Origin of the sequence: Glutamicibacter sp. NPDC087661 (genome assembly GCF_044743275.1) — a bacterium.
Taxonomy (GTDB): Bacteria; Actinomycetota; Actinomycetes; order Actinomycetales; family Micrococcaceae; genus Glutamicibacter.
In genome coordinates this window covers 100,646-127,124 of the sequence record NZ_JBIUWE010000005.1, presented here as the reverse complement: position 1 = coordinate 127,124, position 26,479 = coordinate 100,646, and the positions used below count along the sequence as shown (strand labels likewise).

Annotated in this window: 27 protein-coding genes, 1 pseudogene and 1 riboswitch; of the genes and pseudogenes, 8 read left to right on the top strand and 20 right to left on the bottom strand. The window is 60.2% G+C overall.

Annotation, left to right across the window (positions count from 1 at the left end; all coding sequences use genetic code 11):
- Nucleotides 1-59: 59 nt before the first annotated feature.
- From ACIOTN_RS14030 to ACIOTN_RS14020, 3 genes are all read right to left on the bottom strand, one after another.
- On the bottom strand, nucleotides 60-1,073 hold the full coding sequence (locus tag ACIOTN_RS14030; RefSeq protein ID WP_402735538.1) for a DMT family transporter: 1,014 nt from the start codon (nucleotides 1,071-1,073) through the stop codon (nucleotides 60-62).
- A gap of 79 nt (nucleotides 1,074-1,152) precedes the next feature.
- The gene (locus tag ACIOTN_RS14025; RefSeq protein WP_105657204.1) at nucleotides 1,153-2,082 is read right to left on the bottom strand and encodes a GNAT family N-acetyltransferase; all 930 of its coding nucleotides are present in this window, start codon (nucleotides 2,080-2,082) and stop codon (nucleotides 1,153-1,155) included.
- Between the two features lie 6 nt (nucleotides 2,083-2,088).
- Entirely contained in the window at nucleotides 2,089-3,474 is a 1,386-nt protein-coding gene (locus ACIOTN_RS14020; RefSeq protein ID WP_105657203.1) for a glycine--tRNA ligase, read from the bottom strand.
- 180 nt (nucleotides 3,475-3,654) lie between these two features.
- Here ACIOTN_RS14020 and ACIOTN_RS14015 point away from each other — a divergent pair, with 180 nt between their 5' ends.
- On the top strand, nucleotides 3,655-3,885 hold the full coding sequence (locus tag ACIOTN_RS14015; RefSeq protein ID WP_181148825.1) for an RNA-binding S4 domain-containing protein: 231 nt from the start codon (nucleotides 3,655-3,657) through the stop codon (nucleotides 3,883-3,885).
- Here ACIOTN_RS14015 and ACIOTN_RS14010 read toward each other — a convergent pair whose 3' ends face one another.
- Nucleotides 3,886-4,536, bottom strand: a complete 651-nt coding sequence (locus tag ACIOTN_RS14010; RefSeq protein WP_402735537.1) for an alpha/beta hydrolase — start codon at nucleotides 4,534-4,536, stop codon at nucleotides 3,886-3,888.
- Between the two features lie 345 nt (nucleotides 4,537-4,881).
- On the opposite strand from ACIOTN_RS14010, the gene ACIOTN_RS14005 reads away from it, so the two are divergent.
- Entirely contained in the window at nucleotides 4,882-5,280 is a 399-nt protein-coding gene (locus ACIOTN_RS14005) for an SHOCT domain-containing protein (protein ID WP_402735536.1), read from the top strand.
- A 68-nt stretch (nucleotides 5,281-5,348) separates the two neighbouring features.
- On the top strand, nucleotides 5,349-6,206 hold the full coding sequence (locus tag ACIOTN_RS14000; protein WP_402735535.1) for an SGNH/GDSL hydrolase family protein: 858 nt from the start codon (nucleotides 5,349-5,351) through the stop codon (nucleotides 6,204-6,206).
- Between the two features lie 82 nt (nucleotides 6,207-6,288).
- Here ACIOTN_RS14000 and ACIOTN_RS13995 read toward each other — a convergent pair whose 3' ends face one another.
- The gene (locus tag ACIOTN_RS13995; RefSeq protein WP_332489386.1) at nucleotides 6,289-7,434 is read right to left on the bottom strand and encodes a homoserine O-acetyltransferase; all 1,146 of its coding nucleotides are present in this window, start codon (nucleotides 7,432-7,434) and stop codon (nucleotides 6,289-6,291) included.
- 2 nt (nucleotides 7,435-7,436) lie between these two features.
- Entirely contained in the window at nucleotides 7,437-8,780 is a 1,344-nt protein-coding gene (locus ACIOTN_RS13990; RefSeq protein WP_402735534.1) for a bifunctional o-acetylhomoserine/o-acetylserine sulfhydrylase, read from the bottom strand.
- A gap of 91 nt (nucleotides 8,781-8,871) precedes the next feature.
- Nucleotides 8,872-8,991, bottom strand: a riboswitch (SAM riboswitch).
- Nucleotides 8,992-9,163: 172 nt separating this feature from the next.
- On the opposite strand from ACIOTN_RS13990, the gene ACIOTN_RS13985 reads away from it, so the two are divergent.
- Nucleotides 9,164-9,808, top strand: a complete 645-nt coding sequence (locus tag ACIOTN_RS13985) for a VOC family protein (RefSeq protein ID WP_105657196.1) — start codon at nucleotides 9,164-9,166, stop codon at nucleotides 9,806-9,808.
- Nucleotides 9,809-9,869: 61 nt separating this feature from the next.
- Here ACIOTN_RS13985 and ACIOTN_RS13980 read toward each other — a convergent pair whose 3' ends face one another.
- Together ACIOTN_RS13980 and ACIOTN_RS13975 are read right to left on the bottom strand one after the other, a co-directional pair.
- Entirely contained in the window at nucleotides 9,870-10,286 is a 417-nt protein-coding gene (locus ACIOTN_RS13980) for a GNAT family acetyltransferase (RefSeq protein WP_332502608.1), read from the bottom strand.
- Nucleotides 10,287-10,304: 18 nt separating this feature from the next.
- A complete protein-coding gene (locus ACIOTN_RS13975) occupies nucleotides 10,305-11,087 on the bottom strand; it encodes a CPBP family intramembrane glutamic endopeptidase (protein ID WP_402696405.1) in 783 nt (260 codons plus the stop codon).
- 96 nt (nucleotides 11,088-11,183) lie between these two features.
- On the opposite strand from ACIOTN_RS13975, the gene ACIOTN_RS13970 reads away from it, so the two are divergent.
- Nucleotides 11,184-12,029 carry a phosphotransferase family protein gene (locus tag ACIOTN_RS13970; RefSeq protein ID WP_402696407.1) on the top strand — a complete coding sequence of 282 codons (846 nt, stop codon included), beginning with the start codon at nucleotides 11,184-11,186 and terminating at the stop codon, nucleotides 12,027-12,029.
- A gap of 89 nt (nucleotides 12,030-12,118) precedes the next feature.
- Nucleotides 12,119-12,553 (top strand): hypothetical protein, encoded by a 435-nt coding sequence (locus ACIOTN_RS13965; protein WP_332498750.1) that lies wholly within the window; start codon nucleotides 12,119-12,121, stop codon nucleotides 12,551-12,553.
- A 148-nt stretch (nucleotides 12,554-12,701) separates the two neighbouring features.
- On the opposite strand, the gene tpx is transcribed toward ACIOTN_RS13965, so the two are convergent.
- Entirely contained in the window at nucleotides 12,702-13,199 is a 498-nt protein-coding gene (tpx, locus tag ACIOTN_RS13960; protein WP_105657183.1) for a thiol peroxidase, read from the bottom strand.
- 131 nt (nucleotides 13,200-13,330) lie between these two features.
- Here tpx and ACIOTN_RS13955 point away from each other — a divergent pair, with 131 nt between their 5' ends.
- Nucleotides 13,331-13,999, top strand: a complete 669-nt coding sequence (locus tag ACIOTN_RS13955; RefSeq protein ID WP_402735533.1) for a class I SAM-dependent methyltransferase — start codon at nucleotides 13,331-13,333, stop codon at nucleotides 13,997-13,999.
- 499 nt (nucleotides 14,000-14,498) lie between these two features.
- Here ACIOTN_RS13955 and hutI read toward each other — a convergent pair whose 3' ends face one another.
- The 7 genes from hutI to tdh form a co-directional block, all read right to left on the bottom strand.
- Nucleotides 14,499-15,686 carry an imidazolonepropionase gene (gene hutI / locus ACIOTN_RS13950; protein ID WP_402696411.1) on the bottom strand — a complete coding sequence of 396 codons (1,188 nt, stop codon included), beginning with the start codon at nucleotides 15,684-15,686 and terminating at the stop codon, nucleotides 14,499-14,501.
- 136 nt (nucleotides 15,687-15,822) lie between these two features.
- Nucleotides 15,823-16,770: a carbohydrate ABC transporter permease gene (locus ACIOTN_RS13945; RefSeq protein WP_332498752.1), complete on the bottom strand. Its 948-nt coding sequence runs from the start codon at nucleotides 16,768-16,770 to the stop codon at nucleotides 15,823-15,825.
- Nucleotides 16,767-17,906: a carbohydrate ABC transporter permease gene (locus tag ACIOTN_RS13940; RefSeq protein WP_402696413.1), complete on the bottom strand. Its 1,140-nt coding sequence runs from the start codon at nucleotides 17,904-17,906 to the stop codon at nucleotides 16,767-16,769. The genes ACIOTN_RS13945 and ACIOTN_RS13940 overlap by 4 nt, the downstream gene beginning before the upstream one ends.
- A gap of 68 nt (nucleotides 17,907-17,974) precedes the next feature.
- Nucleotides 17,975-19,333, bottom strand: coding sequence for an ABC transporter substrate-binding protein (locus ACIOTN_RS13935; protein WP_105661765.1), 1,359 nt, complete (start codon nucleotides 19,331-19,333; stop codon nucleotides 17,975-17,977).
- Between the two features lie 134 nt (nucleotides 19,334-19,467).
- Nucleotides 19,468-20,484: a LacI family DNA-binding transcriptional regulator gene (locus ACIOTN_RS13930; protein ID WP_388024054.1), complete on the bottom strand. Its 1,017-nt coding sequence runs from the start codon at nucleotides 20,482-20,484 to the stop codon at nucleotides 19,468-19,470.
- 70 nt (nucleotides 20,485-20,554) lie between these two features.
- Nucleotides 20,555-21,754 carry a glycine C-acetyltransferase gene (locus tag ACIOTN_RS13925; RefSeq protein WP_402735532.1) on the bottom strand — a complete coding sequence of 400 codons (1,200 nt, stop codon included), beginning with the start codon at nucleotides 21,752-21,754 and terminating at the stop codon, nucleotides 20,555-20,557.
- A 31-nt stretch (nucleotides 21,755-21,785) separates the two neighbouring features.
- On the bottom strand, nucleotides 21,786-22,838 hold the full coding sequence (tdh, locus tag ACIOTN_RS13920; protein WP_105657175.1) for an L-threonine 3-dehydrogenase: 1,053 nt from the start codon (nucleotides 22,836-22,838) through the stop codon (nucleotides 21,786-21,788).
- A 135-nt stretch (nucleotides 22,839-22,973) separates the two neighbouring features.
- On the opposite strand from tdh, the gene ACIOTN_RS13915 reads away from it, so the two are divergent.
- On the top strand, nucleotides 22,974-23,885 hold the full coding sequence (locus ACIOTN_RS13915) for a LysR family transcriptional regulator (RefSeq protein WP_402696416.1): 912 nt from the start codon (nucleotides 22,974-22,976) through the stop codon (nucleotides 23,883-23,885).
- A 154-nt stretch (nucleotides 23,886-24,039) separates the two neighbouring features.
- Here the strand turns inward: ACIOTN_RS13915 and ACIOTN_RS13910 are convergent, their stop codons facing one another.
- From ACIOTN_RS13910 to ACIOTN_RS13895, 4 genes and pseudogenes are all read right to left on the bottom strand, one after another.
- Complete coding sequence (locus ACIOTN_RS13910) at nucleotides 24,040-25,002, bottom strand: carbohydrate ABC transporter permease (RefSeq protein WP_402735531.1); 963 nt, start codon at nucleotides 25,000-25,002, stop codon at nucleotides 24,040-24,042.
- Nucleotides 24,999-25,931, bottom strand: a complete 933-nt coding sequence (locus ACIOTN_RS13905; RefSeq protein ID WP_402735530.1) for a carbohydrate ABC transporter permease — start codon at nucleotides 25,929-25,931, stop codon at nucleotides 24,999-25,001. Before ACIOTN_RS13905 ends, ACIOTN_RS13910 begins: the two co-directional genes overlap by 4 nt.
- Before the next feature lie 72 nt (nucleotides 25,932-26,003).
- Entirely contained in the window at nucleotides 26,004-26,282 is a 279-nt protein-coding gene (locus ACIOTN_RS13900; RefSeq protein WP_402696668.1) for a hypothetical protein, read from the bottom strand.
- Between the two features lie 93 nt (nucleotides 26,283-26,375).
- Nucleotides 26,376-26,441: pseudogene (locus tag ACIOTN_RS13895) on the bottom strand (hypothetical protein); the annotation flags it as partial.
- Nucleotides 26,442-26,479: the final 38 nt, after the last annotated feature.

The window sequence follows — 26,479 nt, the reverse complement described above, 5'->3', positions numbered from 1 at the left end:
ATGGATTCCAGCATAAGTCGTGGAGGAAAACGGAAGGTAAACAGCGATAGCGCGCCACGCTAATTGCGTGATGCCACCGGGATCCTGGGGCTGGCGCGCTTCGCGTTCCGCGCTCCTGAGATCGAGGCCAGGCCAACGGCGAGCAGTGTCAGCAAGGTACCCATGACAGTTGCGGCGGTGACGGACGAACCGGGGGCCGGGAAGAAAACGTCCAGGAGCAGCGAGCCCACCAGCTGGCCGCCAACGGCCGCGAGGCTGGTGACCAGCACTCCGAGCCGCTTGACCACCAGGGCGGTGATGCCGACGAACAGGCAACCGAGCAGTCCGCCGATGTAGTACCACCAGGTGCCTGGCAGCGGGTCCAGGCCGATGCCGGCAGGCAACCGCACCAGCATCACCATCGCCAGGACCACGAACCCGACGGCAAAGTTCACCAGGGTCGCCGCCGTGGCGCCGCCATAAGCCGCCGCTTGCGCGCCGTTGGCAGCTGCCTGGAAGCCCATGAGCATGCCGACGGCTGCCGAAAGCGCCATTGGCAGGAGCAACGCGGAAAGGTCCGCGTCGGCTCCGCGCGGACTGACCGCCCAAACCACGCCGATAATGGTCAGCACCACGCCGAGGATGCGCAAGGCATTGATCTTGCGCGGCGCGGCCCCGCCAAAGCCCACCCGGTCCATGAACATGGAACCGATTGCCTGGCCGGTCACCAGGCAGACGGTGAACAGCGCCACCCCAATGAGCGGCACCGCGGCGGCCTGGCTGAAGACAATCAGGGCACCTACCGCGCCGGCCACCAGGTACCAGCGCGGGAAACGGCCCTGGGCCAAGGCGCGCGGCACTTGCGCCACCGAGCCGCGCACCGCGGGAACAAAGATGGCCAGCAGTACCAATGCCGCCAAGCCGACACCGAAGCTGATGGTTGATGCCGCGATGGCGTCCCCCAGCTTCGCGCCCAGCGCCCCGTTGATGCGAGACTGCACGCACAGCAGCAGGCCCGAAGCGATGGCAAGCAGGATGAACAGGATCTTTCCGCCGGAGCGGACCTGCGAGGTCATGGTGGTGCTGGTGGTCAACGGAGTTCTTTCAAGAAGTGGAGGTTGGTGCAGAATGGCAAAAACGGGACCCGCCAGGCGGGTCCCGTTCTTGCTGGCATTACTTCGCCGCGTCGCTGGCGAGGATATGCGTCGTGGATATGACGGTGGCCTGGTCAACCACGGCCAACGCATCAATCAGCGAGGAGAGGATGAACATCGACGAGTCGACTTCCAGCTTCACCGGGTACTGGTGGATCAGCATGGCGACCATGTCGCGCACCGCTTCTGCCACTTCGTCATCGCTGAAGGCCGGGTTGTGGCCTACCAGCACGTCGGTCGGGGCGTTCTCGCGGGCGGGCACGTAGCTGACCGCGAAAGCCAGCGGAACACCGCCCTCGCGCTTCGGCTTGTCGCGCAGCACCAGGGCGCCCTGCGCGCCGGTGTGCTCGTCGAGCAGCATGCGCTGCGCCGAACCCACGGTCATCTTGGCTGGATCCCAACCGGTGTGCACCGCGTTGTAGAAATCCATCACCAGCTGGGTCAGCTCGACACTGCCGGTGGACAGGTCCTCGATCACCCGGTCATTGGTGTCGAAAACCGGTTCAGCCAGAGCCCCCGGCTCCAGGATGACATCGCGCGAGACCTGGATTTCTCCCAGGCCCAGCGACTGGCAGAAGCCAGCCGCCGCGGCAGCAGGATCGCCCGCGGTCACCGTGTAGCGGGCCTTGAGCTCCTGCGCCTGGCCGGCCGGAATCTGCTTGCGCAGCTGTTCCACCAGGGCGGTGCCCACGCCGGACCGGCGCTGCTCGGCGGCTACCTCGACATAGAGCCACAGGCGCTGCGGATGCAGCGAGGAAGCGAACACCACGCCGGCGCCGATAGCCACCTGGTCAACGGTGGCTACCAGCGTGCGGGAGAACGGTGCATCGCTGTTTTCGCGCAGCATGGTGCGGTCCTGGTGGGCCTGCGGGGAACGCGGGTCGCCGAAGATCTGCAGCAGCTGGAGGTCGTCCCCGGAGCGCCACAGGCGGAATTCCAGTTCGTTCATCGGGCTCTAGGCTCCGTTCAGGCGCTCGGAAAGGTAAGCGGTGACCTGGTCCAGGGAAACACGTTCCTGGGACATGGTGTCGCGTTCGCGGATGGTCACGGCCTGGTCCTCGAGGGTGTCGAAGTCCACGGTGATGCAGAACGGGGTGCCGATCTCATCCTGGCGGCGGTAGCGGCGGCCAATGGCACCGGCGTCATCGAAGTCGATGTTCCAGCGCTTGCGCAGCTCGGCAGCCAGGTCCTTGGCCTTCGGGGAAAGGTTCTCATTGCGGCTCAGCGGCAGCACCGCGGCCTTGACCGGAGCCAGGCGCGGATCGAGCTTGAGCACGGTGCGCTTGTCTACGCCGCCCTTGGTGTTCGGTGCTTCGTCCTCGGTGTAGGCATCGACCAGGAAAGCCATCATGGAACGGGTCAGGCCGAAGGAAGGCTCGATCACGTAGGGGGTGTAGCGCTCACCGGTGGCCTGGTTGAAGTAGGACAGCTCGGAGCCCGAAGCCTTCGCATGGCTGGACAGGTCGTAGTCGGTGCGGTTGGCAACGCCCATGAGCTCGCCCCACTCCGAACCCTGGAAGCCGAAGCGGTACTCGAAGTCGATGGTGCCGGCCGAGTAGTGCGCGCGCTCGTCTTCTGGCACGTCGAACTGGCGCAGGTTCTCTTCCTTGATGCCCAGATCCAGGAACCATGCCCAGCAATCCTTGACCCACTGGTCGAAGAAGGCGGGGGCATCTTCTGGAGCGGTGAAGAACTCGATTTCCATCTGCTCGAACTCGCGGGTGCGGAAGATGAAGTTGCCCGGGGTGATTTCGTTGCGGAAAGCCTTGCCGATCTGGCCGATGCCGAATGGCGGCTTCTTGCGCGAGGCGGTGAGCACGTTGGCGAAGTTCACGAAGATGCCCTGGGCGGTCTCCGGACGCATGTAGGCCAGGCCGGCTTCGGTATCCACTGGGCCCAGGAAGGTCTTCATCAGGCCGGAGAACATCTGCGGCTCGGTGAACTGGCCCTTGGTGCCGCAGTCAGGGCAGGCGATCTCGCTCATCCCGTCCTTGGCCGCACGGCCCTTCTTGGCCTCGAAAGCCTCGATCAGGTGGTCCTGGCGGTGGCGCTTGTGGCACTGGATGCATTCGACCAGCGGGTCGGTGAAGGTGGCCACGTGGCCCGATGCTTCCCAGACAGCCTTGGGCAAGATGATCGACGAGTCCAGGCCAACCATGTCCTCGCGGCCGCGAACGAAGTTCTGCCACCACTCGCGCTTGATGTTTTCCTTCAGTTCGGTGCCCAGGGGACCGTAATCCCATGCCGAACGGGAACCACCGTAGATTTCACCAGCCTGGAAAACGAATCCTCGACGCTTTGCGAGGGAAATAACCTGGTCTAGCTTGGACTGTGGCGCCATATCAACTCCAATGGGAATTACGAGGCCGCTGGTTGCGGTCCGTAGAAAAATACATACCTTCCAAGGGTATCGTTTCCGCGGCCTGCAGACGAAGCCGAATCAGGTAACGCCGACGTGAACTTCCACGCCTTTGGCCGATTCTTACGATGCAGCGCACTTATTTAGGGAAGAATGGAAGCCATGAGTGCCAATGAAGCTTTTGACCTAGAAATCCGCGACGAGTCCATCCGCTTGGGCCAGTTGCTCAAGCTTGCCTCCCTGGCCGAGGATGGCATCCACGCCAAGGAAATGATTTCCGACGGAATCGTCACCGTCAATGGAGAGGTGGACACCCGTCGCGGGGCGCAGATCCGCCCCGGCGACGTGGTGTGCGTGAATGGTGAATGCGTGAAGGTCACCGCGCAGCAGTAGTCAGCTTTTCCCCAGGACGACCCTGTTGAGGAACTCGGCCACATCCTGCAGTTCTTCCATGCACACCGAGTGGCCAATCTGCCGGTAGGTTTCGCTGGCCAATTCGGTGTGCCCCAGGACCCATCCCAGGGTGTATTCGATCTTGTCCCGGGTGATTACCGGGTCAGCCAGGTCGCGGCCCCAGAACAGCGGCAGCGGCTTTTCTGCCAGCTTCGCGTCGTCGAATATTTCCAGGGGCCCGGGATCCACGGCGAAGCCCGAGAGCCCGACGACGGCTTCAATGGAATCGGGCTGGTAGCGTGCCAATGAAGTGGCCATGGCCATGCCCTGGGAGAAACCGAGCAGGGTGATCGAGGAGTGCTGCTTTACCAGCGGTTCCAGCAATGCCCATAGCGCTTCGACGCTGCGTGCCACCGACTCGATGGAGTAGTCGATTTCCTGGGTCAGCGGGAACCAGCTGTACCCCGGGCCTGCTTGCAGCGGTGCGCGCACCGAGAGGTAAGTGAACTCTTCGGGCAGATGCTGCGAGAGCCCCATGAGGTCTTGTTCATTCGAGCCATAGCCGTGCAGGAACACCAGCAGCGGAGTTCCAAGGCGGGATTCGTCGTTACGGGAGATGATGGCCACTGGAGCCTGGTCCGGGATAGTCATAGTTCCCCAAGACTATCGAACAGGACCTCGCTAGCTCAGCGCTTCCGCGGCCCGATTCCATCAAGTCCCCGTCCACCGGCGATGGCAGCGCCCGGGTACAGCAGAACTTCCCCATAATCGCCGTCGAATCTGCTGAAGGCGTTGGCCGGCACTGTCCTGGAACCTTGGTCTTCCAAGGCCTGGAAATCCAGTTGACATGTTACAAGATTATAAATCTTGTAAAAATTGCTTAGCTTTCCAAGCTTTTCGTGTTCAACTGGACCAACGGCCTCACGGTCCTCCGGAACGCCGCTCTCGCCGGACGAGACGGCGACAGCGACAGTGACAGAGTTAGGAATAGGCGCCATGGACGAAATTGAATACAGCGAAAATATTCCGGGGCAGCTGCAAGAGGATCTCGATAGTTTCGGGTACATCGAACCGGACCCGGGAAGCGCTTCGTCCCTATTCGATAACGTGGACACCGTATTTTCAGTCGGCACTCCCCTGTTCGCCATGCTCTTTATCGCCGTTATCGGATTGATCATCTTCGTAGCGGTGCGCAATTACCGCAAAGCCAAGAGCGCCGGTTTTGATCCGCTGACCCTGGAAACCGAACTGATGGCAAGAGCCGCTAATTCAGCTATGCTGACGCCGGAAAAATCCCTTGAGGACAAGCTTGCCGAACTCGATTCCCTGCACTCGCGAGGAATCATTACCCGCGACGAGTACTTGCAGGCGCGCCGGGACGCTTTGAGTGACTAGCACGGCGGCTCATGGAATCATCCTCGGGAATGATTGACTATAAGTTACCCTTTGGTAACAATAGATTCGTGCCAAACGATTCTGCTTCTGAACCATCAACATCCGCCAATGCCCCACTGCATCCGTGGCGCCGCTATGTCGCCATTGGGGACTCGTTCACCGAGGGCATCGGCGACCCCGACCCGTCGAGCACCGGCCGCCACCTTGGCTGGGCCGACCGCTTGGCCCATGAGCTCAGCCGCACCGTCCCGGACTTCTCGTATGCCAATCTCGCCATTCGAGGCCGGCTGATTGGCCAGATCGTTGCCGAACAGCTCGATCCCTGCATTGACCTGAAGCCCGATCTGATCTCGCTCTGCGCAGGCGGCAACGACGTCCTGCGCCCGGGCGGGGATCCAGACAAGATTGCAGATATCCTCGACAATGCGGTAGCCAAGCTCACCGATACGGGCGCCACGCTCTTGCTCTTCACCGGGCCCGATATTCGCGATACCCCGGTTTTGGGAAGCATCCGAGGCAAGGTGGCGATCTACAACGAAAACGTGCGCACCGTAGCCGCCCGCCACGACGCCATCGTGGCGGACATGTGGGCCTTGCAGGAGTTGCACCAATCCCAGATGTGGGCACCGGATCGCCTGCACTTCTCCCCCGCCGGGCACCAGCGCATTGCCGCCATGGCACTGGACTCGCTGAACGTCGCGCATCCGCTGGACACCGAAATCGTTCCGGCCGTGGATGAACGCAGCTGGAGGGAAGCCCGCAAGGAGGATCTGCAGTGGGCGCGTGAGCATCTTGCTCCCTGGGTATTGCGCCGCCTGCGCCACCAGTCCTCCGGCGACGGCATCACCCCGAAACGGCCCTCGGCCACGCCGTTTGCGCGGACCAAGCCAAACGACTCGCTCGGCGCCGGCGACAGCGCCAAGTAGGCATGAAAAGCCTGAAGCAGTTCCACCGATTACTGGCGGAACTGCTTCAGGCTTTGAAATCTTCCCGAGCCCCTTCCGGGGTTCAGTCTCCGAACACCAAGGTCCGAAGCACGCCATCGAGCTGCGTGGCATCGGTCAGGAATCCATCGTGGCCAATCGGCGAATCAATGTAGTGCACCGGTTTTGGCTTGGCCAGCGACGAAGCCAGCTTCACTGACTGCTCAGGAAAGTACAACCGGTCAGTGGTTACCGCGGCAACCACCACGTTGACCTTCGCCAGTCGCGCCAAGGCGGCTTCCAGGGATTCATGGCCGCGAGCCACATCATGGCTCATCAGCGCCTCGGTGAGCACCAGGTAGCTGTTGGCGTCGAAACGATTCACCAGCTTGCTGGCCTGATGGTCAAGATAGCTTTCCACCTGGTACCGCCCGCGAGGCCCCTCGAGCAGACCCGTTGGCTTCTCGCCATCCTGCGGGTTGCGCGAGAAACGGGTTTCAAGCTCGGCCTCGGAACGATAGGTGATGTGGGCCAGGCGGCGAGCCAAGCCAAGACCGGCGTCCGGGCGGGCATCGTTGCCGTAGTAGTCGCCATTGCAGAAGTGCGGATCCAACCGGATGGATTGGGTTTGCACCTGTGCAAAGGCAATTTGCTCGGCAGTCGCCTGCGCGCTCGAGGCCATCACTACGAGATTCTTGACCTGGTCGGGGAACTCGACGGCGTATTCCAACGCGCGCGCACCGCCCATCGAACCGCCAATGACCGCATGCCAGGAATCAATTCCCAGTTGCTTGGCCAGCCGAGCTTCAAGGCGCACCGAGTCCTTGATGGTGACGAAGGGAAAGCTCGAACCGTAGGGCAGGCCCTGGTCGCCCAAGGACGAGGGGCCGGTGGAACCATTGCAACCACCCACCATGTTGATGGACACGACAAAGTACTCATTGGTGTCAACCGTGGCGCCGGGGCCTACGAGCTCTTCCCACCAGCCGGCGCTTTGCGAATCGCCTTGCGCAACGTGGGCGTCACCGGTGAGCGCATGCATCACGAGCACCGCGTTGGAGCCATCAGCTGCTAGCGTCCCCCACGTTTCATAGGCCAGCACCACGTCCGGAAGGAATCCACCGAATTCGAAGTGGTGCTCCCCCACGGACTTACGGCGCAAAATGCCGTCTTGCCCGCCAGCGAGCTCTTCGGCGCGCAGAGTATCTTCAGTAGTCACAATGGATGCCATGCCTAGAGGGTTTCCTGCAGTTCCTTGTTCTCGAGGGCTGCAACAGCTTGGAAGCCCAGTTCCAGATCGGCCAGAATATCCTTGATATTCTCCAGTCCGACGCTCAGCCGCACCAGTCCCGGGCTCACGCCGGCCGCAACCTGCTCAGCTTCGGAGAGCTGGGCATGGGTGGTGGAGGCCGGGTGGATGACCAATGAGCGCACGTCGCCGATGTTCGCGACATTGGAGTGCAATACCAGTGCGTCCACGAAGGCCTGGCCGGCTTCCGAACCGCCCTCCAGTTCGAACGCGATGATCGAGCCGGCGCCCTGATCGCTGTACTTCTGCGCACGCTCATGCCAAGGCGAGGACTTCAGGCCTGCGTAGGCGACCTTCTGCACTTCCTCGCGGGATTCGAGCCAATTGGCAACTTCTACGGCATTCTGGCCGTGGCGCTCAATGCGCAGCGACAAGGTTTCCAGGCCCTGCGCGATCAAGAACGCGTTGAACGGCGCAACCGAGGAACCCAAATCGCGCAGCAACTGCACGCGGGCCTTGAGGATGTAGGCCAGATTGGCGCCCAGGATGCCGTTGACACCCAGGTCGCGGGCGAAGACCAGGCCGTTGTAGGACTCGTCCGGGGTGTTGAAGCCCGGGAAGCGGTCGGCGTCCTTGGCGAAGTCGAAGTTGCCCGAGTCCACGATGACACCGGCAATGGCACTGCCGTGTCCGCCGAGGAACTTGGTGGCTGAATGGATCACGATATCCGCGCCCCACTCGATCGGGCGGATCAAGTACGGGGTGGCCAGGGTGTTGTCCACCAGCAGCGGCACGCCAGCTTCGTGGGCGATCGCCGAGATGCCCTCGATGTCCAGGACGTCCTGTCGCGGATTGGAGATGGTTTCCCCGAAGAAGGCCTTGGTGTTCGGACGCACCGCGGCGCGCCAATCATCCAGGTTGTCCGGGTCGGAAACGAAGGTGACCTCGATGCCCAGGCGCTTGAGCGTGTGCTTGAGCAGGTTCTGGGTTCCGCCGTACAGGCTGGGGCTGGCCACCAGGTGGTCGCCGGCTTCGGCCAAATTCAAGATGGCGAAAGTGGTGGCAGCCTGTCCCGAGGAGAGCAGCAGTGCTCCAACGCCGCCCTCCAGGTCAGCGATGCGGGTTTCCACCGCGTCGGTGGTCGGGTTGCCGATACGGGTGTAGATCGGCTCCAGTTCCTGCAGCGCGAAACGTGCAGCAGCGCTCTGGGCGCTGGGGAAGACGAAAGAGGTGGTTTGGAAAATCGGGAGAGCCCGTGCCCCGGTCGTCGGATCCGGGGTCTGGCCGGAGTGGATCTGACGGGTTTCAAATGACCAGTTATTGCTCATGGTTTCCTCCAAATAGCGTTTCATGACTATGGGGGTACGCCACTGAAAAGACACCGACAGGAAGCACCATATCGTGACGACTTCCAGGGGTAACCCGCGCTTGTCCTTGATGCCTTGTGCGTTCAAGGGCCAGGTCTTCACCCGGGGCACCCCACCGCGGTTGGAGGGTTGCCGCCCAGTAAGCCGGGGCTTGTTACTGGGACTCATGACCTGGTACCAGTTTGCCCGAAAACCGAAGATCTTTGCAACGCAAGGGCTGGTGATTGGACTCAATCGGTCATATTTCGCGAATATTGCAGGTTCATCGCAGAGTATTCGATAGCATCACGGAACTTAGGTGTGCCTAAGTAGAGACTCGCATCACATGTTGTCATGATGGGCACATGATGAGGCTAGATCACGTAAGTTATGCATGCGGCCCGGACGGGCTGTTGCCAACCGCTGAAAGAATCTCCGAGTCCCTTGGACTGGAATTCGTCAAGGGCGGCGTGCATCCACGATTCGGAACACGCAATGTCATCTTCCCGCTCAAGCATGGCCAGTACCTGGAGGTGGTTGAAGTCCTGAACCACCCGGCCAGCGACAAGGCACCCTTCGGACAGGCGGTTCGCGCCCGTTCGGAGCTCGGCGGCGGCTGGATGGGCTGGTGCGTCTCGGTGGAGGATCTATCCAGTGCCGAGGACCGCTTGGGCCGCAAGTCGGTGCCGGGCAACCGGAAGTTCCCTGATGGCCGCGAACTGACCTGGCAGCAGATTGGCATCAAGGGCCTGATCGCCGATCCGCAGTGCCCGTACCTGATTTCCTGGGATGAAGGATCCGAGGAGCTGCATCCGTCCAAGGCGCTGGAACCTGCCGGCGCCATCAGCCAGATCTCCATCGCCGGCTCGCGTGAACGGGTGCTGGATTGGCTGGGCCAGCCGCAGAACGTCAATTTGGGCGCTGTCACCATGCAATATGAAGCGCCGAATGGCACTCCGGGCATCATGTCGGTTACCTTTGAGACCGAGTCCGGAACCGTGGTGCTGTAAACAGTTCCGCAGAGATCGCAAGTAGGCGGGGACAATGGCGTCCCCACCTACTTTCTTTTCCTTAAGGCCGGTCCAGCCGCTTCCCCAGGACCACGACGTGCTGATCTTCGAAGCCCAGTCGTTCATAGAAATCGATGACGGCAGAGTTCTCCCCGCGGACCATGAGCTGCACCTTGGGCACGCCGCGATCCCGCAGCCACAGGACAGCAGCATCCACCAGCGCCCTTCCCAGGCCGTTGCCCTGCCGGCACGGATCCACCGCAACATAGTAGAGCCAACCTCGGTGGCCATCATGGCCAACCATCGCAGTAGCCATGAGTTGATCGTTCTCAACGATGGACAGCACCGTGGAAGTAGGCTCGGCCAAAGCCCGTCGGGCGTCGGCGAGCGCATCATTCCACGGACGAGTCAGCCCAGTTGCTTCCCACAATTCAACTGCTTGGCGAAGGTCCTCCTCGCGCAGCACGGTAATCTGCATTGGCTCAGCTTACCGGCGCTACTGGCCGATTCCGATGGCCGGCCCGACCAAGGCGTATCCCACGAAGCCGATGGCATCGAGCAGGAAATGCGCGATGACCAGCGGCATCACCCGCCCGTACTTCTGGTATACCCAGCCGAAGACGACGCCCATGAGCATATTGCCGATCATCGGCCCCACCCCCTGGTACAGGTGGTAGCTGCCTCGGATCATCGCAGAACCAATAATGGTGCTCCACAGGCCCAGCTTCAATTTCTTGGCGTAGGTGAACAGGAATCCGAGCATCAGCACTTCTTCGAGGATTGCATGACGTGCAGCCGACAGCAGAAGCACTGGGACGCTCCACCAATAATCGCCAAGATTCGCTGCTGACAGTGCCGTGGTGACGCCCAGTGCCCGTCCAGCGGCATAGACGCCCAGCGTTCCCACTCCCATGGCCAAGAACATCCCCGCCCCGAGCAGTGCGTCCTTGCCCGGCTTGCGCATATCGAAACCGATGTCCCGGATGGTTCGTCCGGTCGTGCGCTTCATCAGGTAGAGCGCCAGCACGACGGGTACCAAGGCAAAGAAGATGTCCAGCAGCTGGTAGGAGAAATCAAAGAACTCGCGGGTGCTCAGCGGGTTGTTCAGCGATGTAGTCTGCTCGCGCAGTGGTGCTCGGGTGACCTTGTCGGCAAAGCTCAGCAGCGAGTAGACCGCGCTTTGTCCCAACGACAGGGCAAGAACCAAGACGATCTCGAATTTGAGGGTCTTGCGGGTTGCTGTCTGCTTAACTTGTTCAGCGTTCACGTTTCCGATCATAGGCTGATCTGGCTGTGCGCGTACTGAGCAGCCACGTGGCAAACCTGCGATAGCCTGAGGTTGAGACCACCAGCAAGCTGAACGAGAAGAGTGCGAGTGAGCCGTCCTGCCACCATTGGAGAACTGCAGATTGCCCGTCAGCTCTGCCCCGATCTTTCCTGGGAAGATGCGGCGGTGAACGAAGGCGGACAATTCCACAAGGTGGTCATTGGCAATCCGCAAGCGGTGATTCGCATGGCGCGCACGCCAGCGGCCACGGAGCAGATGCCCCGTTCCGTCAAGCTGCTTTCTTTGCTGGAGGGCCAGCTCAACTACCAGATTCCGGTGGCGGTCTCCGAGATCCTGCACGTCGACGGACTCAGCTCCGTGGCCATGTCTTTCATCCCCGGCAGCGCCCATGAACCGCATTACGGGGATCCGAAGGTGCTGGGACAGCTGGTCAAGGATTTGGCCGAGCTGCCGCTGGAGCCGATCAGCGAGCATCTGGCCAAACCGTTTTCATTCCGTGGCGAATGGACCCAGGCCAGGCAGCAGCAATGCTTCGATGCGCTGCCCGAGGAACTGCGAGGGCCTGCTACCGAGCTCTGGGCCCAGCTCGATATCCTGGCGCAGGTTCCTGCGGGCTTAGTCCATGGCGACTTGGCCGGCCACAATATGCACTGGATCGGCGAGAAACTGGTTGGCATCTTGGATTGGGATCTGGCCGCTGCGTGGGACCCGGCTTTGAACACCGCTTACCTGAGCCTGTGGCATGGATTGGAAATGGCGGATTTGATTGCTCCCAGCGCAGAGGAAGCATACCGGGCCAAAATCTGGTTGGGCCTGATGAGTCTTGAACGGCTATCGGATACGCTCTCGCGCACCGACAACCCGAAAATGGGCAAGCTCATGCGCAAGATTGGTCCGCGCATCCTCACCGCTGCGCAGACGGTAAGGAGGTGAGCTCCTCGCTAACCATTCATCCCGTCGCGACAGCATTCTCACCAACCAGAATCCGATATCGAACTGTAGCTTCCTAAGCGAGGAAAAATATGACCCTGAAAAACGCATTCGCTCTCATTGCCCTCGTTGGAACTTCAATGGCGTTCACAGGTTGCTCCGTCAGCGATTCCAGCAGTCCCCCTCCACCAGGTACAGATTCGATGATGCTGCTGCAAGACCATGATCTGGCTGCCATCAGCACAGAAATTGATAGGAAGGACCAAAAGATCTCTCTTGCCATACCGCTCCGCGGCGGCGATTATGAGGTTGCGCTCGAATGCTCGGGCGAAGACATGTCGTCCAGCATCGCATGGCAAAGCGATGAGAAACGGGACAAAGGAGAAATCAGCGTTCCCTGCACCCATGAAGGCGCAAACGCCCGCGAAGAGATTTCTCTAAACGGCTACTCAAGTTCGCTCACTTTCGTCGCAAGAGAGTTGCAAGGACACGAACTTACGGTATCAATTGCCTCAAACGCGACTTAGCACTTGATGATGATCCCTCCCGATGTCTTCGTCTATCAGGATTTAGCGAAACATTATTTTGTTCAAACGCGTTGAAAAAGCAAAATGCCCACCCGAGCACGATGCTCAGGTGGGCATTTCGGCGTATCGTCTCCGATGCGAGGAATATTTAGTTCAGTGCTGAGATGGCTGCATCGTAGTCCGGCTCGGTGGTGATCTCCGGGACGATCTGGTTGTAAACAACCTGGCCGTCTTCATCCAGGACAACAACCGAACGGGCCAGCAAGCCAGCCAGTGGACCGTCAACCTGGGTCACGCCATAGTCCGAACCGAAGTCGGAACGAAAGACCGAAGCAGCGGTAACGTTCTCGATGTCTTCGGCACCGCAGAAGCGTCCCAGTGCGAATGGCAAGTCAGCAGAAACGCACACCACGGTCGTGTTCTCCAGGCCGGCAGCCAATTCGTTGAAGCGACGCACGCTGGCAGCGCAAACGCCGGTATCAACCGACGGGAAGATGTTCAGGACAACGCGACGGCCAGCCAGCGATTCGCTGGTGACATCTGCAAGGCCGGTGTCGGTGAGAGTGAAAGCTGGAGCCTGCGAGCCAACGGCCGGCAGATCACCAATAGTCTGTACAGGGGTTCCCTTGAAAGCAGTATTAGCCATAGGTCTTGTTTATCATGAATGCCTAATCCGGAGCTATATTTTCTGCCTACTAGCGCAAACAAGTCGCTCACCTCTCGTTCCTATGCAAAACTGTGGACATGGGCCCCGACTACGATTCATACGCAGCGAAGATGCGTGCTCAGACCCTTGACGGCACTGATTTGGAAGTAGTCGCCCGTTTCACCGACATGCTCTGCCGCCGCAATTCACGAATTCTCGATATCGGTTGCGGGGTAGGCAACACCGTCAACGCCTTGCGCCGCTTGGGACACCGTGGCTACGGCATAGATCCCACACCCCAAGTGCTGGATGTAGCTGCAGAGCTATTCGACGGGAGCTGGTTCCGGCAGCTATTGGCGAACCAGCTGGCCCTGGGCTCATTGGACGAGCATGACCTGCCAAGGACGTACGACGCCATATTGTTGACCGGTAATGTGCCTGCTTTCATTTCTCGCGATGAACTGCGAGGCATATTCAACTTAGCCGATCAGGTGCTCAGCGTCACGGGCGTACTCGTTGTCGGAACCACCCGCCATGCCAACGGCGGACCGGAAGACCAGGACGAACTCCGCGAAGGAACCTCGCTGCAGCTCGTGCAGCGATTCGCCGATTGCCATTTGGCTCCCTACCGTTCTGGCTCCCAATGGTCGGTGAGCGTGTACGCACGCACCGGTCAGCGTTCAGGATTCCAGAGCCCAGATGGAATATTCATTCTGCCCCCTAGCCTCGTGGCTATTTGCGAAACGCCGCCAGGTATTCAACAGTCGGCAAGCTTTTCAAGGCCTGGAATCGCTGCCTAAATGCGACCGCTGTTTCGTAGCCAACTGACTTCGCAAGGGAAGCTGCCGTTTCATCGGTTTCCACGAGCCGCCGGCAAGCCTCTTTTATTCTCAGTGACATTGGGACAGTGGGCATCCCGAAGCAGAACTGTGCTGAGCCAAGCGGGGAGAATTGCCCATGGCTCCGGGCACAAGACGCTAATTCCCCAGCGCTAGGAAGCTACCGGTCCGGGAAGGCACGGAGGCTTGCCTCGATCTCGCCAGAAGCCGCCAACAATCGTCGGGAATTGGGAGTAGCTGACCTGCGTGGCCAGCAGGGGCAGGCATTGAAGGCTTCTCATCGCTTCCATCGAGCAGTCGGACAGAATGCAGCGTCCTAGTTTTGCTTACGGCTTGGACTGCTTCAATCCGCAGCACGGCTCGGGGCCGAAGAATCCTTGCGGCCGGATTCCTGCCGTCCCTATCCCCTTCCCTGGGCGCGCGCGATCCAGACAGATTTTAAATGGGCTCCTGCAAAGATCTAGATCGCTTTGCCGGCCCGATACACGCTGTGGGTCAGGTTCATCCCGGGACGGTACGCCAGATGCGCAGCAACTGGAGCGTCAAGAACATGCAGATCCGCGCGCTTGCCGATCTCAATGGATCCCACTTGGTCGGCAACCCCCAGCGCGAGCGCCCCGCCGTAGGTTGCCGCCTCGATGGCTTCAGCCAGGGTCAGGTCCATTTGGAGCACAGCAGTAGCCACGCAGAAGTTCATGTTGCTCGTGTAGCTGGTACCCGGATTGCAGTTGCTTGCCAGTGCGATTCGCACGCCTGCATCGAGCAGTGCACGGCCCGGTGCCAACGGTTGCCGTGTCGACAGGTCGCAGGCGGGCAAGCAGGTGGCGACGGTGCCCGCAGTCCCTGTTCTTGTTGCCGTGTCCCAGCCAGCCCAGCTTCCGGCGAGCGCCTGAAGGTCCTGTTCGTCCAGGTAATTCACGTGGTCTACCGAGTGGCTGCCGAACTCTACGGCCAGCTTCACGCCCGGCCCTGGACCCAGCTGGTTTCCGTGGACCTTGGTTGCCAGTCCCTTGTTCCTTGCGGCGTCCAGGACCCGGCGCGACTGTTCTTCGGTGAATGCGCCGCGTTCGCAGAAGACATCCACGAAGTCGACGTAGGCCGCCACGGCATCCAGCATCGGTCCGGTGACCAAATCGGTGTAGTCATCGGCATCCCATCCTGCCGGTACCAGGTGAGCGCCCAGGAAAGTCAGGGAATCGACCAGCGGCTTGCCCAGCACCGAATGCCGGGTCTCTTCTTCCAGTGCCAGTCCGTAGCCGGTCTTGGTTTCCATCCAGGTGGTGCCCATCGCAAGAGCTTCACGGCGGCGATCAGCCACGAGGTCGGCCAGCGCCTTGTCCGAGAGCTGCCCGGTGGCCGATGTGGTGACCGCGATGCCTCCAGCGGCATAGGACTGGCCTGCCATGCGGGCTACGAACTCCTCGGCGCGGTCGCCGCCGAAAATCAAGTGGCTGTGGGAATCAACCCAACCGGGCAGCACCGCACGGCCGCCCAAATCGATCTCGTGTCCTGCAGCAGGTGCATGCGCCATTTTGCCGATCCATGCAACCAGTCCGTCCTCGATCAGCACCGCCGCGTCTTCCAACACGCGGCCCTTCGCGTCAACCGTAGTCAGCTGTCCAATGTTGGTAAGCAACAAGGTTGCCATGAGCGCTCCGCCTTCGTGGTATTTCCAATCCTTTAGCCAAGAGCCTACCCATGGCTTGTTGCCTGTGGGGCAGAACAACAGGGTGCCCGTCTGGGATTTCAGACTGGCACCCTTTTGTTCCCACTTCAGGCCAGGGTTACCCCTTGGTGGCACCTGCCAGCAATCCCCGCACGAAGAACCGTTGCAGGGCGAAGAAGACCGCCAGCGGAATGATCATCGAGATGAAAGCGCCTGCGGTGAGCAGCTCCCAGGATTGCCCGTAGGTACCCGAGAGGTCTTGGAGCGCTTTCGTGATCGGCAAGCCTCCACCCGAGGTGAAGACCGTCGCCACCAAGAGGTCATTCCACACCCAGAGGAACTGGAAGATTCCGAAGGACGCAATAGCCGGCATCGACAGGGGCAGGACGATCTTCGAGAAGATCTTCCCGTGCCCGGCTCCGTCAACACGCGCAGCCTCGATGACCTCATCGGGGATTTCCGAAATGAAGTTGTGCAGCATGAAGATCGCCAACGGCAAGGCGAAGATCGTGTGGGCAATCCAGACCTTGGCGTAGGCGCCATCCAGCCCGTTGACTCCCAAGCCCGGCAGGATATACAGCCCACCGATCTTCACTCCGTCCGAGAACAGCTGGAGCAGCGGAACCAGCGCCATCTGGATCGGAACGATCTGCAGGGCGAAAATGAGAACGAAGAGCGTATTGCGCCCCTTGAAGTTGATCCACGCGAAAGCGTAGGCAGCCAAGCTGGCGACAAGGATCGGCACAATTGCCGCTGGAATGGTGATGACCAGCGAATTCAGGAACGCCTTGGACAGCGGAAGGCTGTCGCCGGAGGCAAAGGCCTGCGCATAGTTATCGAGCGTGAATGAAGGGTTGGACAGGGCCGTCCACCACCCCGAGGTCTTGATGTCATCAGCCTGCCTGAAGGAGGAGACAAACAGGCCGAAGGTGGGGATGGTCCACACCGCGGCAATGATGAACGCCGCAATGGTGGCTGCGCGGGAGGTGGTGGCTTTGCGCAGTTTCCCGCTGGTTTTCTCGGTAGCTGCCAAGAGGCGTCGAGAGGACTCGCTGACGGTGCTCATCGGATTCCCCTTTGCTTCTTATGCTGGCGGACGTTGTAGATGATGATCGGCAGTACCAGGATGAACAGGATGACGGCCAGGGCCGAGCTGTAGCCGGTGCGTGCCCCGAGCTGGAACTGGCGCACCATTTCGAATGCCAGCACCGTTGTATCCGAGCGTCCGCCGGTCATCGAAGAGACGATGTCGAAGACCTTGAGCGAGGCAATGGAAATGGTGGTCAATACGACGATGACCGTGGAGCGGATCCCCGGCAGAGTGACATTGGCGAAACGCTGCCATGGGCTGGCCCCGTCCAGGGAGGCTGCTTCGATTTGCTCTGCGGGCACGCCCTTGATGGCCGCGGACAGGATGACCATGGCGAATCCCGCCTGTGTCCAGATCAGGATGACCACCAGGAACAACGTGTTCCACGGTTCGAACCCGAGCCAGTCGACCGGGGTGGCCCCGAATGCCGTGATGATCGCGTTGAGCACGCCTATTTGCTCGCCCTGGCGGATGTCGTAGAAGAACTTGAAGATGATCGATGCGCCAACGAAGGAAATCGCCATGGGCATGAACACCAGCAGCTTGAAGAACTTCTCGCCACGGCTCTTGTCGATGAATACCGCGTAGGCCAATCCGATAATAGTGGAGACCACGGGCGCCACCAGAACCCACACCAGGGTATTGAGCAGGGCGGTCAGGCCATCGGGGCTGGTGAACACCCAGCGAAAATTCCCCAGGCCGACGAAGCCGGATCCGTCGTTGGCCATGAAGGCGCTGAGCGCGGTGCGGACCGTGGGGTAGATCAAGCCGATAGCGAGCAGCAGCATGGCCGGAGCCAGGAAACCGGAGAGCTGCAGCAGCGAGCCGGCGCCGGATCGCGAGCGCCGGTCCAGGAAAAACAGCACCGCGCCGAGCACCGCGGCCAGCGCGGCCACCCACATCACGGAGTTGTACAGGCCCAGGACCAGCAGGATCGCCACCGGGACCAAGACCGCGGCGGCAAAGCGCACGACGGCGAAAACCCGTCCGCCCTTGGTCGCTATCTCGACAAAGGCGAGGATCGCTGCGATCAGGACCGCGAAGGCGACCAGGATGATCGGCACTTGGGCTAGCGGCGGAACGCCAGCCAGCCACTGGAAGAATTCAGACATGCGCTCAGGCTCCTACAATCCCGCCAACGGCCGGGACTCCCGGCCGTTGGCGATGGGCCAGATGGCGATTAGGAGTCATAGCCGGACTGGATATTTTCAAGCACTTCCTTGGTCGGCTTGCCATCGATCCAGTCCACCAGGCCCTTCCAGAAGGAGTCGGAGCCGACGCTCTTGGGCATCAGATCAGACCCGTCGAAGCGGAAGGTGGTGTTCGGATCCTGCAGCAATTCAACAGCGGAGCGCAGCAGATCGCTGCTGGCGTTCTTCGGATCAAGCCCGGAGTTCGCCGAGATCACGCCGCCGAGTCCAACGCGGCTATTGGCCCAATCCGCGCTGGCCAGGTATTCCTGGACCTTGGCGGTATCCTCATCATTGGAGAAGGCGGCAACGAATTCACCGCCGCCTACAACAGATACGGGGTCATCGGCTTTGGCTGGCGGGGCAACGAAAGCCCAGACATCCCCGTCAGGCGCCACGGTAGCCTTCTCGCCATCGGCGTTCTTGGAATCCAGGACGTATCCTTCCAGGAAGGATGCCTGGTGGGTCAGCGGGCAGGTTCCCTTGGCCACGGCCGTGCCAACATCGCCGAAGGCGGTGGCGTTGATCGACTTCACGTCGCCATATCCGGCGTTGACTTGCTCCGGGTCCAGCAGGATCTTTCCAACGGAGTCGAAGGCGCTGGTGATTTCTGGCGAAGTGAATTCCAGATCTCCCGAAACCCACTTGTCGTAGGCTTCGGTTCCGGACTGGCGCAGGACCGCGTCTTCAATCCAGTCGGTGCCCGGCCATCCCGATGCCTCGCCCGAAGCGAATCCGGCACACCAGGCCGGTTCATTGGTCTGCTTCGAGATTTCGGTGCCCAGGGTGGTCATTTCATCCCAGGTTTCCGGGACGCTCAAGCCCCACTGCTCGAACTGCTTGGGCGAGTACCAGATGTAGCCTTTCACGCTGGCCATCAGCGGCACCCCGTACTGCACCCCATCGACCTTGCCGTAGTTCTGCCAGTCTTCGGACCAGTTGCTCTGCAGCTGGGACTGCACTGCCTCGGGAAGTTGCTGCACCTTGCCCTGGGCCACGGTGGCCTGCAGCAAGCCCGGTTGCGGGAAGACGGCCAGGTCCGGGGTGTCGCCGCCCTGGACCTTGATTCCGATTTGGGATTCGAAGTTCTTGTCGCCGGTGTAGCGGATCTTGATGCCGTTCTCCTCGGACCACTTGGCCCAGGATTCTTCCAGCAGTTCCGCTTCAATGCCGGTGACCGGACCGTAGATGTCGACGACTCCGTCGGCTTGGCCCACTTGCGCTTCGCCACCGCCGGAGGCGTTGGGGTCATTGGGGTCTGCTCCGCCCGAGCAACCGGCCAGGAGCAGGCCGATTGCTGCCACCGAGATAACCGGCGCGAACTTCAGCCCGCGTTTTGCTTTAGTCATGATGCCCTCCACGTTGGGTAATGCCCTGCCGGATGAGGCGGCCTGGCACGAGTGATCCCCTCAATAGTGACGCAGGTCATCGACGCGCGTCAACAGTTATGGGAGAACACCGTGGAGAAATTGGCGCGGGCAGGTCATTGCGGTGCCGGGCCCGAGCTGTCCCGGACCACCATCAGCGGCGCGACCAGTTGCTGCACCGGCGCTTGGGAGCGCCCCTCGATCTGCTGCACCAGGGCGTCCACCGCGGCATGGGAAATGGCCTCCCCCGGCGGGGCCACCGTGGTCAGCGCCGGGGCAACCATCTCGGCCGAACGGTCCCCGACCCCCAGTGCGATCACCGAGAGGTCATCGGGGATCCGCAACGCAGCCATGCCAGCGGCGTTGACAAATCCCGCGGTGGCGAACTCCTTGAGCGCCAGCACCGCAGTAGGTCGCGGGTGCAGTTCCAGGTAGGCATTCAGCGCCGCGCGGCCGCCGCGGGCGTTGTTTTCCACCGGCACTTCCTGCATCGCCATGCCCCGATCGCGCACGGCATCGCAGATGGCCCGGGCCGTGCGGATGGCCGGGCCGTTGCCGGCTTCCTGGTCTTCCACCGATACGTTGATGTACATGATGGATTGGTGGCCGAGGCTCGCCAAATAGTCCACCGCGATGCGCCCGGCCTGGGCAAAGTCATTATCGACATAGGACAGGTCCGCGCTGTCATCGGGACGGCCAATGGAGGCAAAGGCAATGCCCGCGCGCCGCAGGACATCAAAGCGCGGGTCATTGATCGACACTTCCATCAAGAGCACCCCGGCCACCAGCTTCTGTCCGACCAGGCTTTCCAATCCCATGGCATCGGTCATCGGGTTGGACCACAACAGCATGTGGTAGCCCAGCGCGCGGGCACGCTCCATGGCGGCGGTGACGTACTCGAACTCGGTGGAAGAATAGCCGTCCAGGCTGGTGGGAAAGTGCAGGGCAAGGATGCCCCGGCGCGATCCGGCCAGGCCCTGGGCAAAGGCATCCGGGGTGTAGTTCAACTCCCGCATGGCCGCCAAGACCCTGGCCTTGGTCGCCTCGGAAATGGTGCGCCGGCCGCTGATCACGTAGGACACGGTACTAGGAGATACGCCGGCCAAGCGCGCCACGTCGTTCCTGGTAGCCATGAGCCCACCGCCTTTGGTTATTCCAACTCGTCATCCCTATTGAAACACGGCGCCGGGCAATCCCCCTGGGTCAGCGGCTGGCGACGAATGCCTGCACGCAGGCCTCGATATCCTCAGCCGAATGCGCGGCAGAAAGCTGGACGCGGATGCGCGCGGCCCCCTTGGGCACTACCGGGAAGCTGAAGGCCGTGACGAAGACGCCCTGCTCGAGCATCTTGCCTGCGACCTCTGCGGCCTTGACCGCGTCGCCGAACATCACCGGAATGATGGCGTGCTCGCCGTCGAGCAATTCGAAGCCCTCTTCGGTCATGCGGCGGCGGAAGTGCGCAGCGTTCTCGAAGAGCTTCTCGCGCAGGTCCCCGGAGTCCACCACCAGGTCCAGCGCCTTCAACGTGGCAGCGACAATCGATGGAGCCAGCGAGTTGGAGAACAGGTACGGGCGGGCCTTCTGGCGCAGCATCGCGACAACCTCGCCGCGGCCGGACACGTAGCCGCCCGAGGCGCCGCCTAATGCCTTGCCGAAGGTGCCGGTGTAGATGTCCACGCGGTCCGAGACTCCTGCATGCTCCGGAGTGCCTGCCCCGGTGGCGCCCATGAAGCCCACAGCGTGGGAGTCATCGACCATGACCAGCGCGTTGTACTTGTCAGCCAGATCGCAGATGGCCTCCAAGGGAGCAAGGTAGCCGTCCATGGAGAAGACGCCATCGGTGACGATGATGGTGCGGCGGGCGCCCGCCCCGCCGTTGAGCTGCGCGGCAGCCTGCAGCTGGGTTTCCAGGTCGGCCATGTCCTGGTTGGCGTAGCGGAAGCGCGCGGCCTTGGACAAGCGGATGCCATCGATGATCGAGGCGTGGTTCAGCGCATCGGAGATGATGGCGTCTTCCTTGCCGAACAGCGATTCGAACACGCCGCCGTTGGCATCGAAGCAGCTGGAGAACAAGATGGTGTCCTCGGTGCCCAGGAATTTAGAGAGCTTGGCTTCCAGGTCCAGGTGCAGGTCCTGGGTGCCGCAGATGAAGCGGACCGAGGCCATGCCGAAGCCGCGCTCATCCATGGCGGTCTTGGCCGCGTCGATGATCTGCTGGTTATCGGCCAGGCCCAGGTAGTTGTTGGCGCAGAAATTCAGCACCTTCCGTGCATCGTCGCCCAGCGAGCCGGCCATGATGGAAGCGGACTGGGCCGAGTCGATGTGGCGTTCTGCCTTGAACAGGCCGGAGGACTTCAGCTCGTCCAATTCGGCGGCAAGCTGGTCTTTGAGATCCGTGTACATTGCAAATGCTCCTTGTTGATGCGGGAAATTCTTAGCCTGAGAAAACGGTCCAGTCGAGCACGACCTTGCCGCCGTGCCCGCTGCGAGCAGCTTCGAAGCCCTGCTGCCATTCGGTGGCCGGCAGGAAGTCGGTAACCACCGAGGCGATGCGCTCGCGCATCACCTCCGAGGAGGTGAGCATGGCGCTCATGGCGTACCAGGTCTCGAACATTTCGCGGCCGTAGATGCCGCGCAGGGTCAGCATGTGGGTGACAACCTTGCCCCAGTTGATGTCGATCGAGGTGCTGGGCAAGCCGAGCATGGCGATCTTGCCGCCATGGTTCATGTTCTCGATCATTTCCGGCAGGGCAGTCTTGTGCCCGGACATTTCCATGCCGTAGTCGAAGCCTTCGACCATGCCCAGCTTCTGCTGCGCTTCCTTGATGCGGGTGGTCGCGACATTCACGGCCAGATCGATGCCCATGGACTGGGCCAGTTCCAGGCGCTGCTCGGAGACATCGGTGATGGCGATGTTGCGGGCGCCGACGTGGCGAGCCACTGCCGCGGCCATCAGGCCGATGGGTCCGGCACCGGTGATCAGCACGTCCTCGCCCACCATCGGGAACTGCAGTGCGGTGTGCACGGCATTGCCGAACGGGTCGAAGATGGCGCCGAGCAGTGGGGTGATGCGCTCATCGCGGTGGATGTAGACATTGCTTTCGGGGATCACCACGTATTCGGCGAATGCGCCGTCGCGCTGCACGCCTACCGAATCGACGTTGATGCACATCTGCTTGCGGCCGGCGCGGCAGTTGCGGCATAGGCCGCACACGACGTGGCCTTCACCCGAGACGCGGTCGCCGATCTTGACCCCGTGCACGAAGTCGCCGATTTCCACGACCTCGCCGTAGAACTCGTGGCCCGGAACCAGCGGGGTGTTGATCATGGCCTTGGCTGCATCGTCGTAGGCTTCGATGTGCAGGTCGGTGCCGCAGATTCCGGCGGTCATGACGCGGATCTTGACCTCGTGGGCGCCGGTCTCTGGTTCTGGGCGATCAACGAGTTCCAGCCCCGCGTGCGGGCCGGACTTGTACAGTGCTTTCATGCGGGTTCCTTTGGATTGGGCACCTGGGTGCGCGCAACACAGACATGGGGTCGCTTCAAGTGTCGCACCCGACAGCACGGTACAACACCTTAGAAGATCACTGATTTACTGATCCAACGATTTAGAATTTACTTCATGGAATTGCATCAGTTGAGGATTCTGCGTGAACTCGCGGATTTGGGCAGCGTCAACGCCGTGGCGAAGGCCCTTTTTGTCTCGCCCTCGGCGGTCTCGCAGCATTTGGCCCAACTGCAGCGCAATTTCCCTGTGCCACTGACACAGAAAGAGGGACGGCGGCTAGTACTCACCAGCCAAGGAAGGATCTTGGCACAAGCCAGCGCCCAGGTTGCTTCAACTCTCGCCGAGGCAGACTCCAAGATCAGGAACTATGAAGGCAGCTTTGCCCAACCGGTACTCATCGCTGGATTTCATTCCATTGGCCAAACGATCTTCGCGCCGTTACTGAATTCCGGTGATGATGACCTGCCGCCCTTGCGTTTCTTTGATGAAGACGTTTCACAACAAGATTTTCCGGCCCTAACTTCTACATATGATCTGGTCCTCGCTCACCGAATGCCGCATACCGAGGCCTGGCCTGCCGACAGAGTTTCCATAATCCCATTGGCCTTCGAACCCCTAGATATTGCCGTGCATCAAGATCATCCACTGGCACGGTTTGAAAGTCTCTCGCCAGCTCAAGTTATCGAAGAGCCTTGGGTGGTCTCCCGCCCCGGATTCTCGCCGGCTGATGTGCTCGATACCATCGCCGCGTTGTCGGGGTCGGCTCCTCGAATTGAGCATCGGGTCAACGACTACGGCACGGCAGCCGCACTGGTACGAGCCAGTCATTGCCTGGGAATTTTGCCTCGCTTCACTTCGCGGTCCATGCTGGGCAAGGATGTGACTTTACGACCAGTTTCAGGCTTGGAATCAGGTCGACAAATCGACATCCTGGTACGCGCCGAACACCTTCACAGACCGACAGTTATTCGAGTTATCGATGCCCTCAGAGAGACGGCGCGGAAGTTGGTGGCCGAAAATCTCTAGCGCCGGGTTAGTTCGCGTTGGAGGCCATTTCCTGGGAGGCTTTTCCACTTTCCCGGACAGCTCCGAACAGCAAGGCGGCCAGCTCAACCTAGAGCGTTGAGCTGGCCGCTTTGCTGACCAATGATGTAAAAATACCGAGCCTTGGGCATTCCGCTTATTTGATGGCGCCAGCTGTCAGGCCTGCTTTCCAGAAGCGTTGCAGGAACAGGAATAGCAACAGCAACGGAATCACGGAAACCAGTGCTCCAACGACTACCAGCGACATCGGCACCTTGCCATTGGAAGCAAACCAAGCCACCAAACCCACTGTCACGGGCTGCAATGAGGAGTCATGGATGACCATTGCAGGCAACAGATAGTTATTCCAGATTTCTACAAAATTGAACAAGAAGATGGTCACCAGCGCGGGCGTCATCATGCGCACACCCACGCGGAAGAAGATCCCAACTTCACTTACCCCGTCAAGACGCGCTGCTTCAATTACTTCGTCAGGTACGGACTGCGCGGCGAAGACTCGCGAAAGGTATACACCGAAGGGGCTGACGATACTGGGCAGCAGGACAGCCAATGGATTATTGATCAATCCCAGCTCTGAAAACATGAGGTACAGGGGCAAAGTGAAAAGAATCTTGGGAATTAGTACCGCTGCTAGCACCACACTGAAAACTACTTCGCGTCCACGAAAGCGGTATTTGGCCATGGCATAGCCAGCCATCGATGCCAGTAACGTCCCAACCAGGGCGCCGATCCCGGCATAAAATACGGAATTCATAATCCACCGCAGGAAAATTCCGTCGCGTGCCGCCAACAACTCGGCGATGTTGTTCCCCAGGTGCGTTCCGTTGAACCAAAAACCTGGAGCAGCAAACTGCTCGCCCATCGGTTTTGAAGCCGACACCAGTAACCACCATATTGGTGCTAGGAAATAAATCGCAAAGCATCCCAACACGATGGTGACAATCAGCCGACTCAACAACGTAGTTTCACGATTTGATTGAACCGGTTTCACGGATACGAGCTTTCCCAGTCTGGATTTAGCAATCGTCGAGCCCGTCTCAGACTGATTGCGGTCCTGCGCGGTAGAAGTACTTATTTTCGAATCTACATGGACGCTCATGAATCGGATCCTCGACTCGTAATTTTAAAGAATGTTATGGATAAGGCACCCACCAGGACTGCCAATACCACCGAGGTTGCGGCTGCATACGGGTAGTTCTGCGCGGCCGTTGCGGCTTGAGCAGCCATGATTGGCGTGAATGATGAGTCGATGGATCCGCCGGAAATGCTTTGAAGCACTTTGGGCTCGTTGTAAAGCTGGGCAGTTCCGATGATGGAAAATACTGTCGTCAGAATCAATGCTGGTCGAACCATCGGGATCTTAATATGCCACGCGATCTTCCACGCAGACGCTCCATCAATCTTCGCTGCTTGCAAAATCTCCTCAGGAATTGACTGCAAAGCGGAGTAAATAATGATCATGTTGTAGCCAGCCCAGCCCCAAGTTACGATATTGGCTACGGACCACAACACCATGTCTTCGCTGAGAAACGGAAGCGCAACCCCCAGTGGCTCCAGCAAGGCATTGATCGGACTGGAACTTTTCGAGTATAAAAATGACCACATTAACGCGGCGATGACACCCGGAATCGCATACGGGAGAAAGCTCGTTAGCCTGAAGAACCCTTTGGCTCGGGCCGAACGAGTATCAATCAAAAGCGCTAAGCCGGTAGCCAACCCCAACATCGCAGGAACCTGGACGACGCCAAATAGCAGCACGCGTCCTAAGGATTCGATAAACAATGGGTCAGTGGATGCCTTGAGGTAATTCGCCAGCGGGTCGAAAACCATGGTTGGAGCACTCAGGCCCAGACCATCTCGCTTGAGAACAAATAGGCTGCGATAGACCGCAAAACACAAAGGTGCCAGATACATGGCAACAAAGAACACCACGAATGGCGCCAAGAGCAATGCTGCCGTTCGTGCCGAGCGACTCTTGAATTTTGGTTTTCTCGGTGAGGAGATGTTTCGCGTAACCGCACTCGTCATGCCGCTGCCTTCCGAAAGGTAAGGTTAAAAATGAATCCCGTGGCGCTCGGGCGAGTCGCCACGGGAATCGGATCAATCAGTAACGCTGATGCCTTGGCCAGTCATGTCCTCGATGGTTGCTTGCTCGGCAACACCAAGCGCATCGACGAGTTGGCCATTTCCGGACCATGCCTTGTTAAGCTCATCGTCAAGTTTCGTTGTGGTCAGAGGCATATTAGGTCCCCAAGTCCATTCAGGGTTGACTTTCAGCGCCTCGACGTTGAATACCTCAAAAATCTTCTGATTCGAGAAATATGAATCTTCCTTTGTCAGCTGGGGAAGATCCAGAAGTTCCTTGGCAGCAGGATACAAGGCACCCTTTTCAATGAGATTTCCATAGCTGTCTGCATCGGTGGAAAGGAAGTTGGCAAACTGCCACGCCTCCTCTGGGTATTTGCAACCCTTGAGCACTGCGGTTGCCGATCCGCCAACATTTCCGACAGATGGGCTCTCAGTGTCCCACTGGGGCATGGGAGCAACAGCCCATTTACCTTCACCGGCCGCAGCAT

Bases quoted from the DNA above. Each gene is read 5' to 3' on its own strand.
- ACIOTN_RS14025 (WP_105657204.1), bottom strand. From the start codon at position 2,082: ATGAACGAACTGGAATTCCGCCTGTGGCGCTCCGGGGACGACCTCCAG.
- ACIOTN_RS14020 (WP_105657203.1), bottom strand. From the start codon at position 3,474: ATGGCGCCACAGTCCAAGCTAGACCAGGTTATTTCCCTCGCAAAGCGT.
- ACIOTN_RS14015 (WP_181148825.1), top strand. From the start codon at position 3,655: ATGAGTGCCAATGAAGCTTTTGACCTAGAAATCCGCGACGAGTCCATC.
- ACIOTN_RS14010 (WP_402735537.1), bottom strand. From the start codon at position 4,536: ATGACTATCCCGGACCAGGCTCCAGTGGCCATCATCTCCCGTAACGAC.
- ACIOTN_RS14005 (WP_402735536.1), top strand. From the start codon at position 4,882: ATGGACGAAATTGAATACAGCGAAAATATTCCGGGGCAGCTGCAAGAG.
- ACIOTN_RS13995 (WP_332489386.1), bottom strand. From the start codon at position 7,434: ATGGCATCCATTGTGACTACTGAAGATACTCTGCGCGCCGAAGAGCTC.
- ACIOTN_RS13990 (WP_402735534.1), bottom strand. From the start codon at position 8,780: ATGAGCAATAACTGGTCATTTGAAACCCGTCAGATCCACTCCGGCCAG.
- ACIOTN_RS13985 (WP_105657196.1), top strand. From the start codon at position 9,164: ATGATGAGGCTAGATCACGTAAGTTATGCATGCGGCCCGGACGGGCTG.
- ACIOTN_RS13980 (WP_332502608.1), bottom strand. From the start codon at position 10,286: ATGCAGATTACCGTGCTGCGCGAGGAGGACCTTCGCCAAGCAGTTGAA.
- ACIOTN_RS13975 (WP_402696405.1), bottom strand. From the start codon at position 11,087: ATGATCGGAAACGTGAACGCTGAACAAGTTAAGCAGACAGCAACCCGC.
- ACIOTN_RS13965 (WP_332498750.1), top strand. From the start codon at position 12,119: ATGACCCTGAAAAACGCATTCGCTCTCATTGCCCTCGTTGGAACTTCA.
- tpx (WP_105657183.1), bottom strand. From the start codon at position 13,199: ATGGCTAATACTGCTTTCAAGGGAACCCCTGTACAGACTATTGGTGAT.
- ACIOTN_RS13955 (WP_402735533.1), top strand. From the start codon at position 13,331: ATGCGTGCTCAGACCCTTGACGGCACTGATTTGGAAGTAGTCGCCCGT.
- hutI (WP_402696411.1), bottom strand. From the start codon at position 15,686: ATGGCAACCTTGTTGCTTACCAACATTGGACAGCTGACTACGGTTGAC.
- ACIOTN_RS13945 (WP_332498752.1), bottom strand. From the start codon at position 16,770: ATGAGCACCGTCAGCGAGTCCTCTCGACGCCTCTTGGCAGCTACCGAG.
- ACIOTN_RS13940 (WP_402696413.1), bottom strand. From the start codon at position 17,906: ATGTCTGAATTCTTCCAGTGGCTGGCTGGCGTTCCGCCGCTAGCCCAA.
- ACIOTN_RS13935 (WP_105661765.1), bottom strand. From the start codon at position 19,333: ATGACTAAAGCAAAACGCGGGCTGAAGTTCGCGCCGGTTATCTCGGTG.
- ACIOTN_RS13930 (WP_388024054.1), bottom strand. From the start codon at position 20,484: ATGGCTACCAGGAACGACGTGGCGCGCTTGGCCGGCGTATCTCCTAGT.
- ACIOTN_RS13925 (WP_402735532.1), bottom strand. From the start codon at position 21,754: ATGTACACGGATCTCAAAGACCAGCTTGCCGCCGAATTGGACGAGCTG.
- tdh (WP_105657175.1), bottom strand. From the start codon at position 22,838: ATGAAAGCACTGTACAAGTCCGGCCCGCACGCGGGGCTGGAACTCGTT.
- ACIOTN_RS13915 (WP_402696416.1), top strand. From the start codon at position 22,974: ATGGAATTGCATCAGTTGAGGATTCTGCGTGAACTCGCGGATTTGGGC.
- ACIOTN_RS13910 (WP_402735531.1), bottom strand. From the start codon at position 25,002: ATGAGCGTCCATGTAGATTCGAAAATAAGTACTTCTACCGCGCAGGAC.
- ACIOTN_RS13905 (WP_402735530.1), bottom strand. From the start codon at position 25,931: ATGACGAGTGCGGTTACGCGAAACATCTCCTCACCGAGAAAACCAAAA.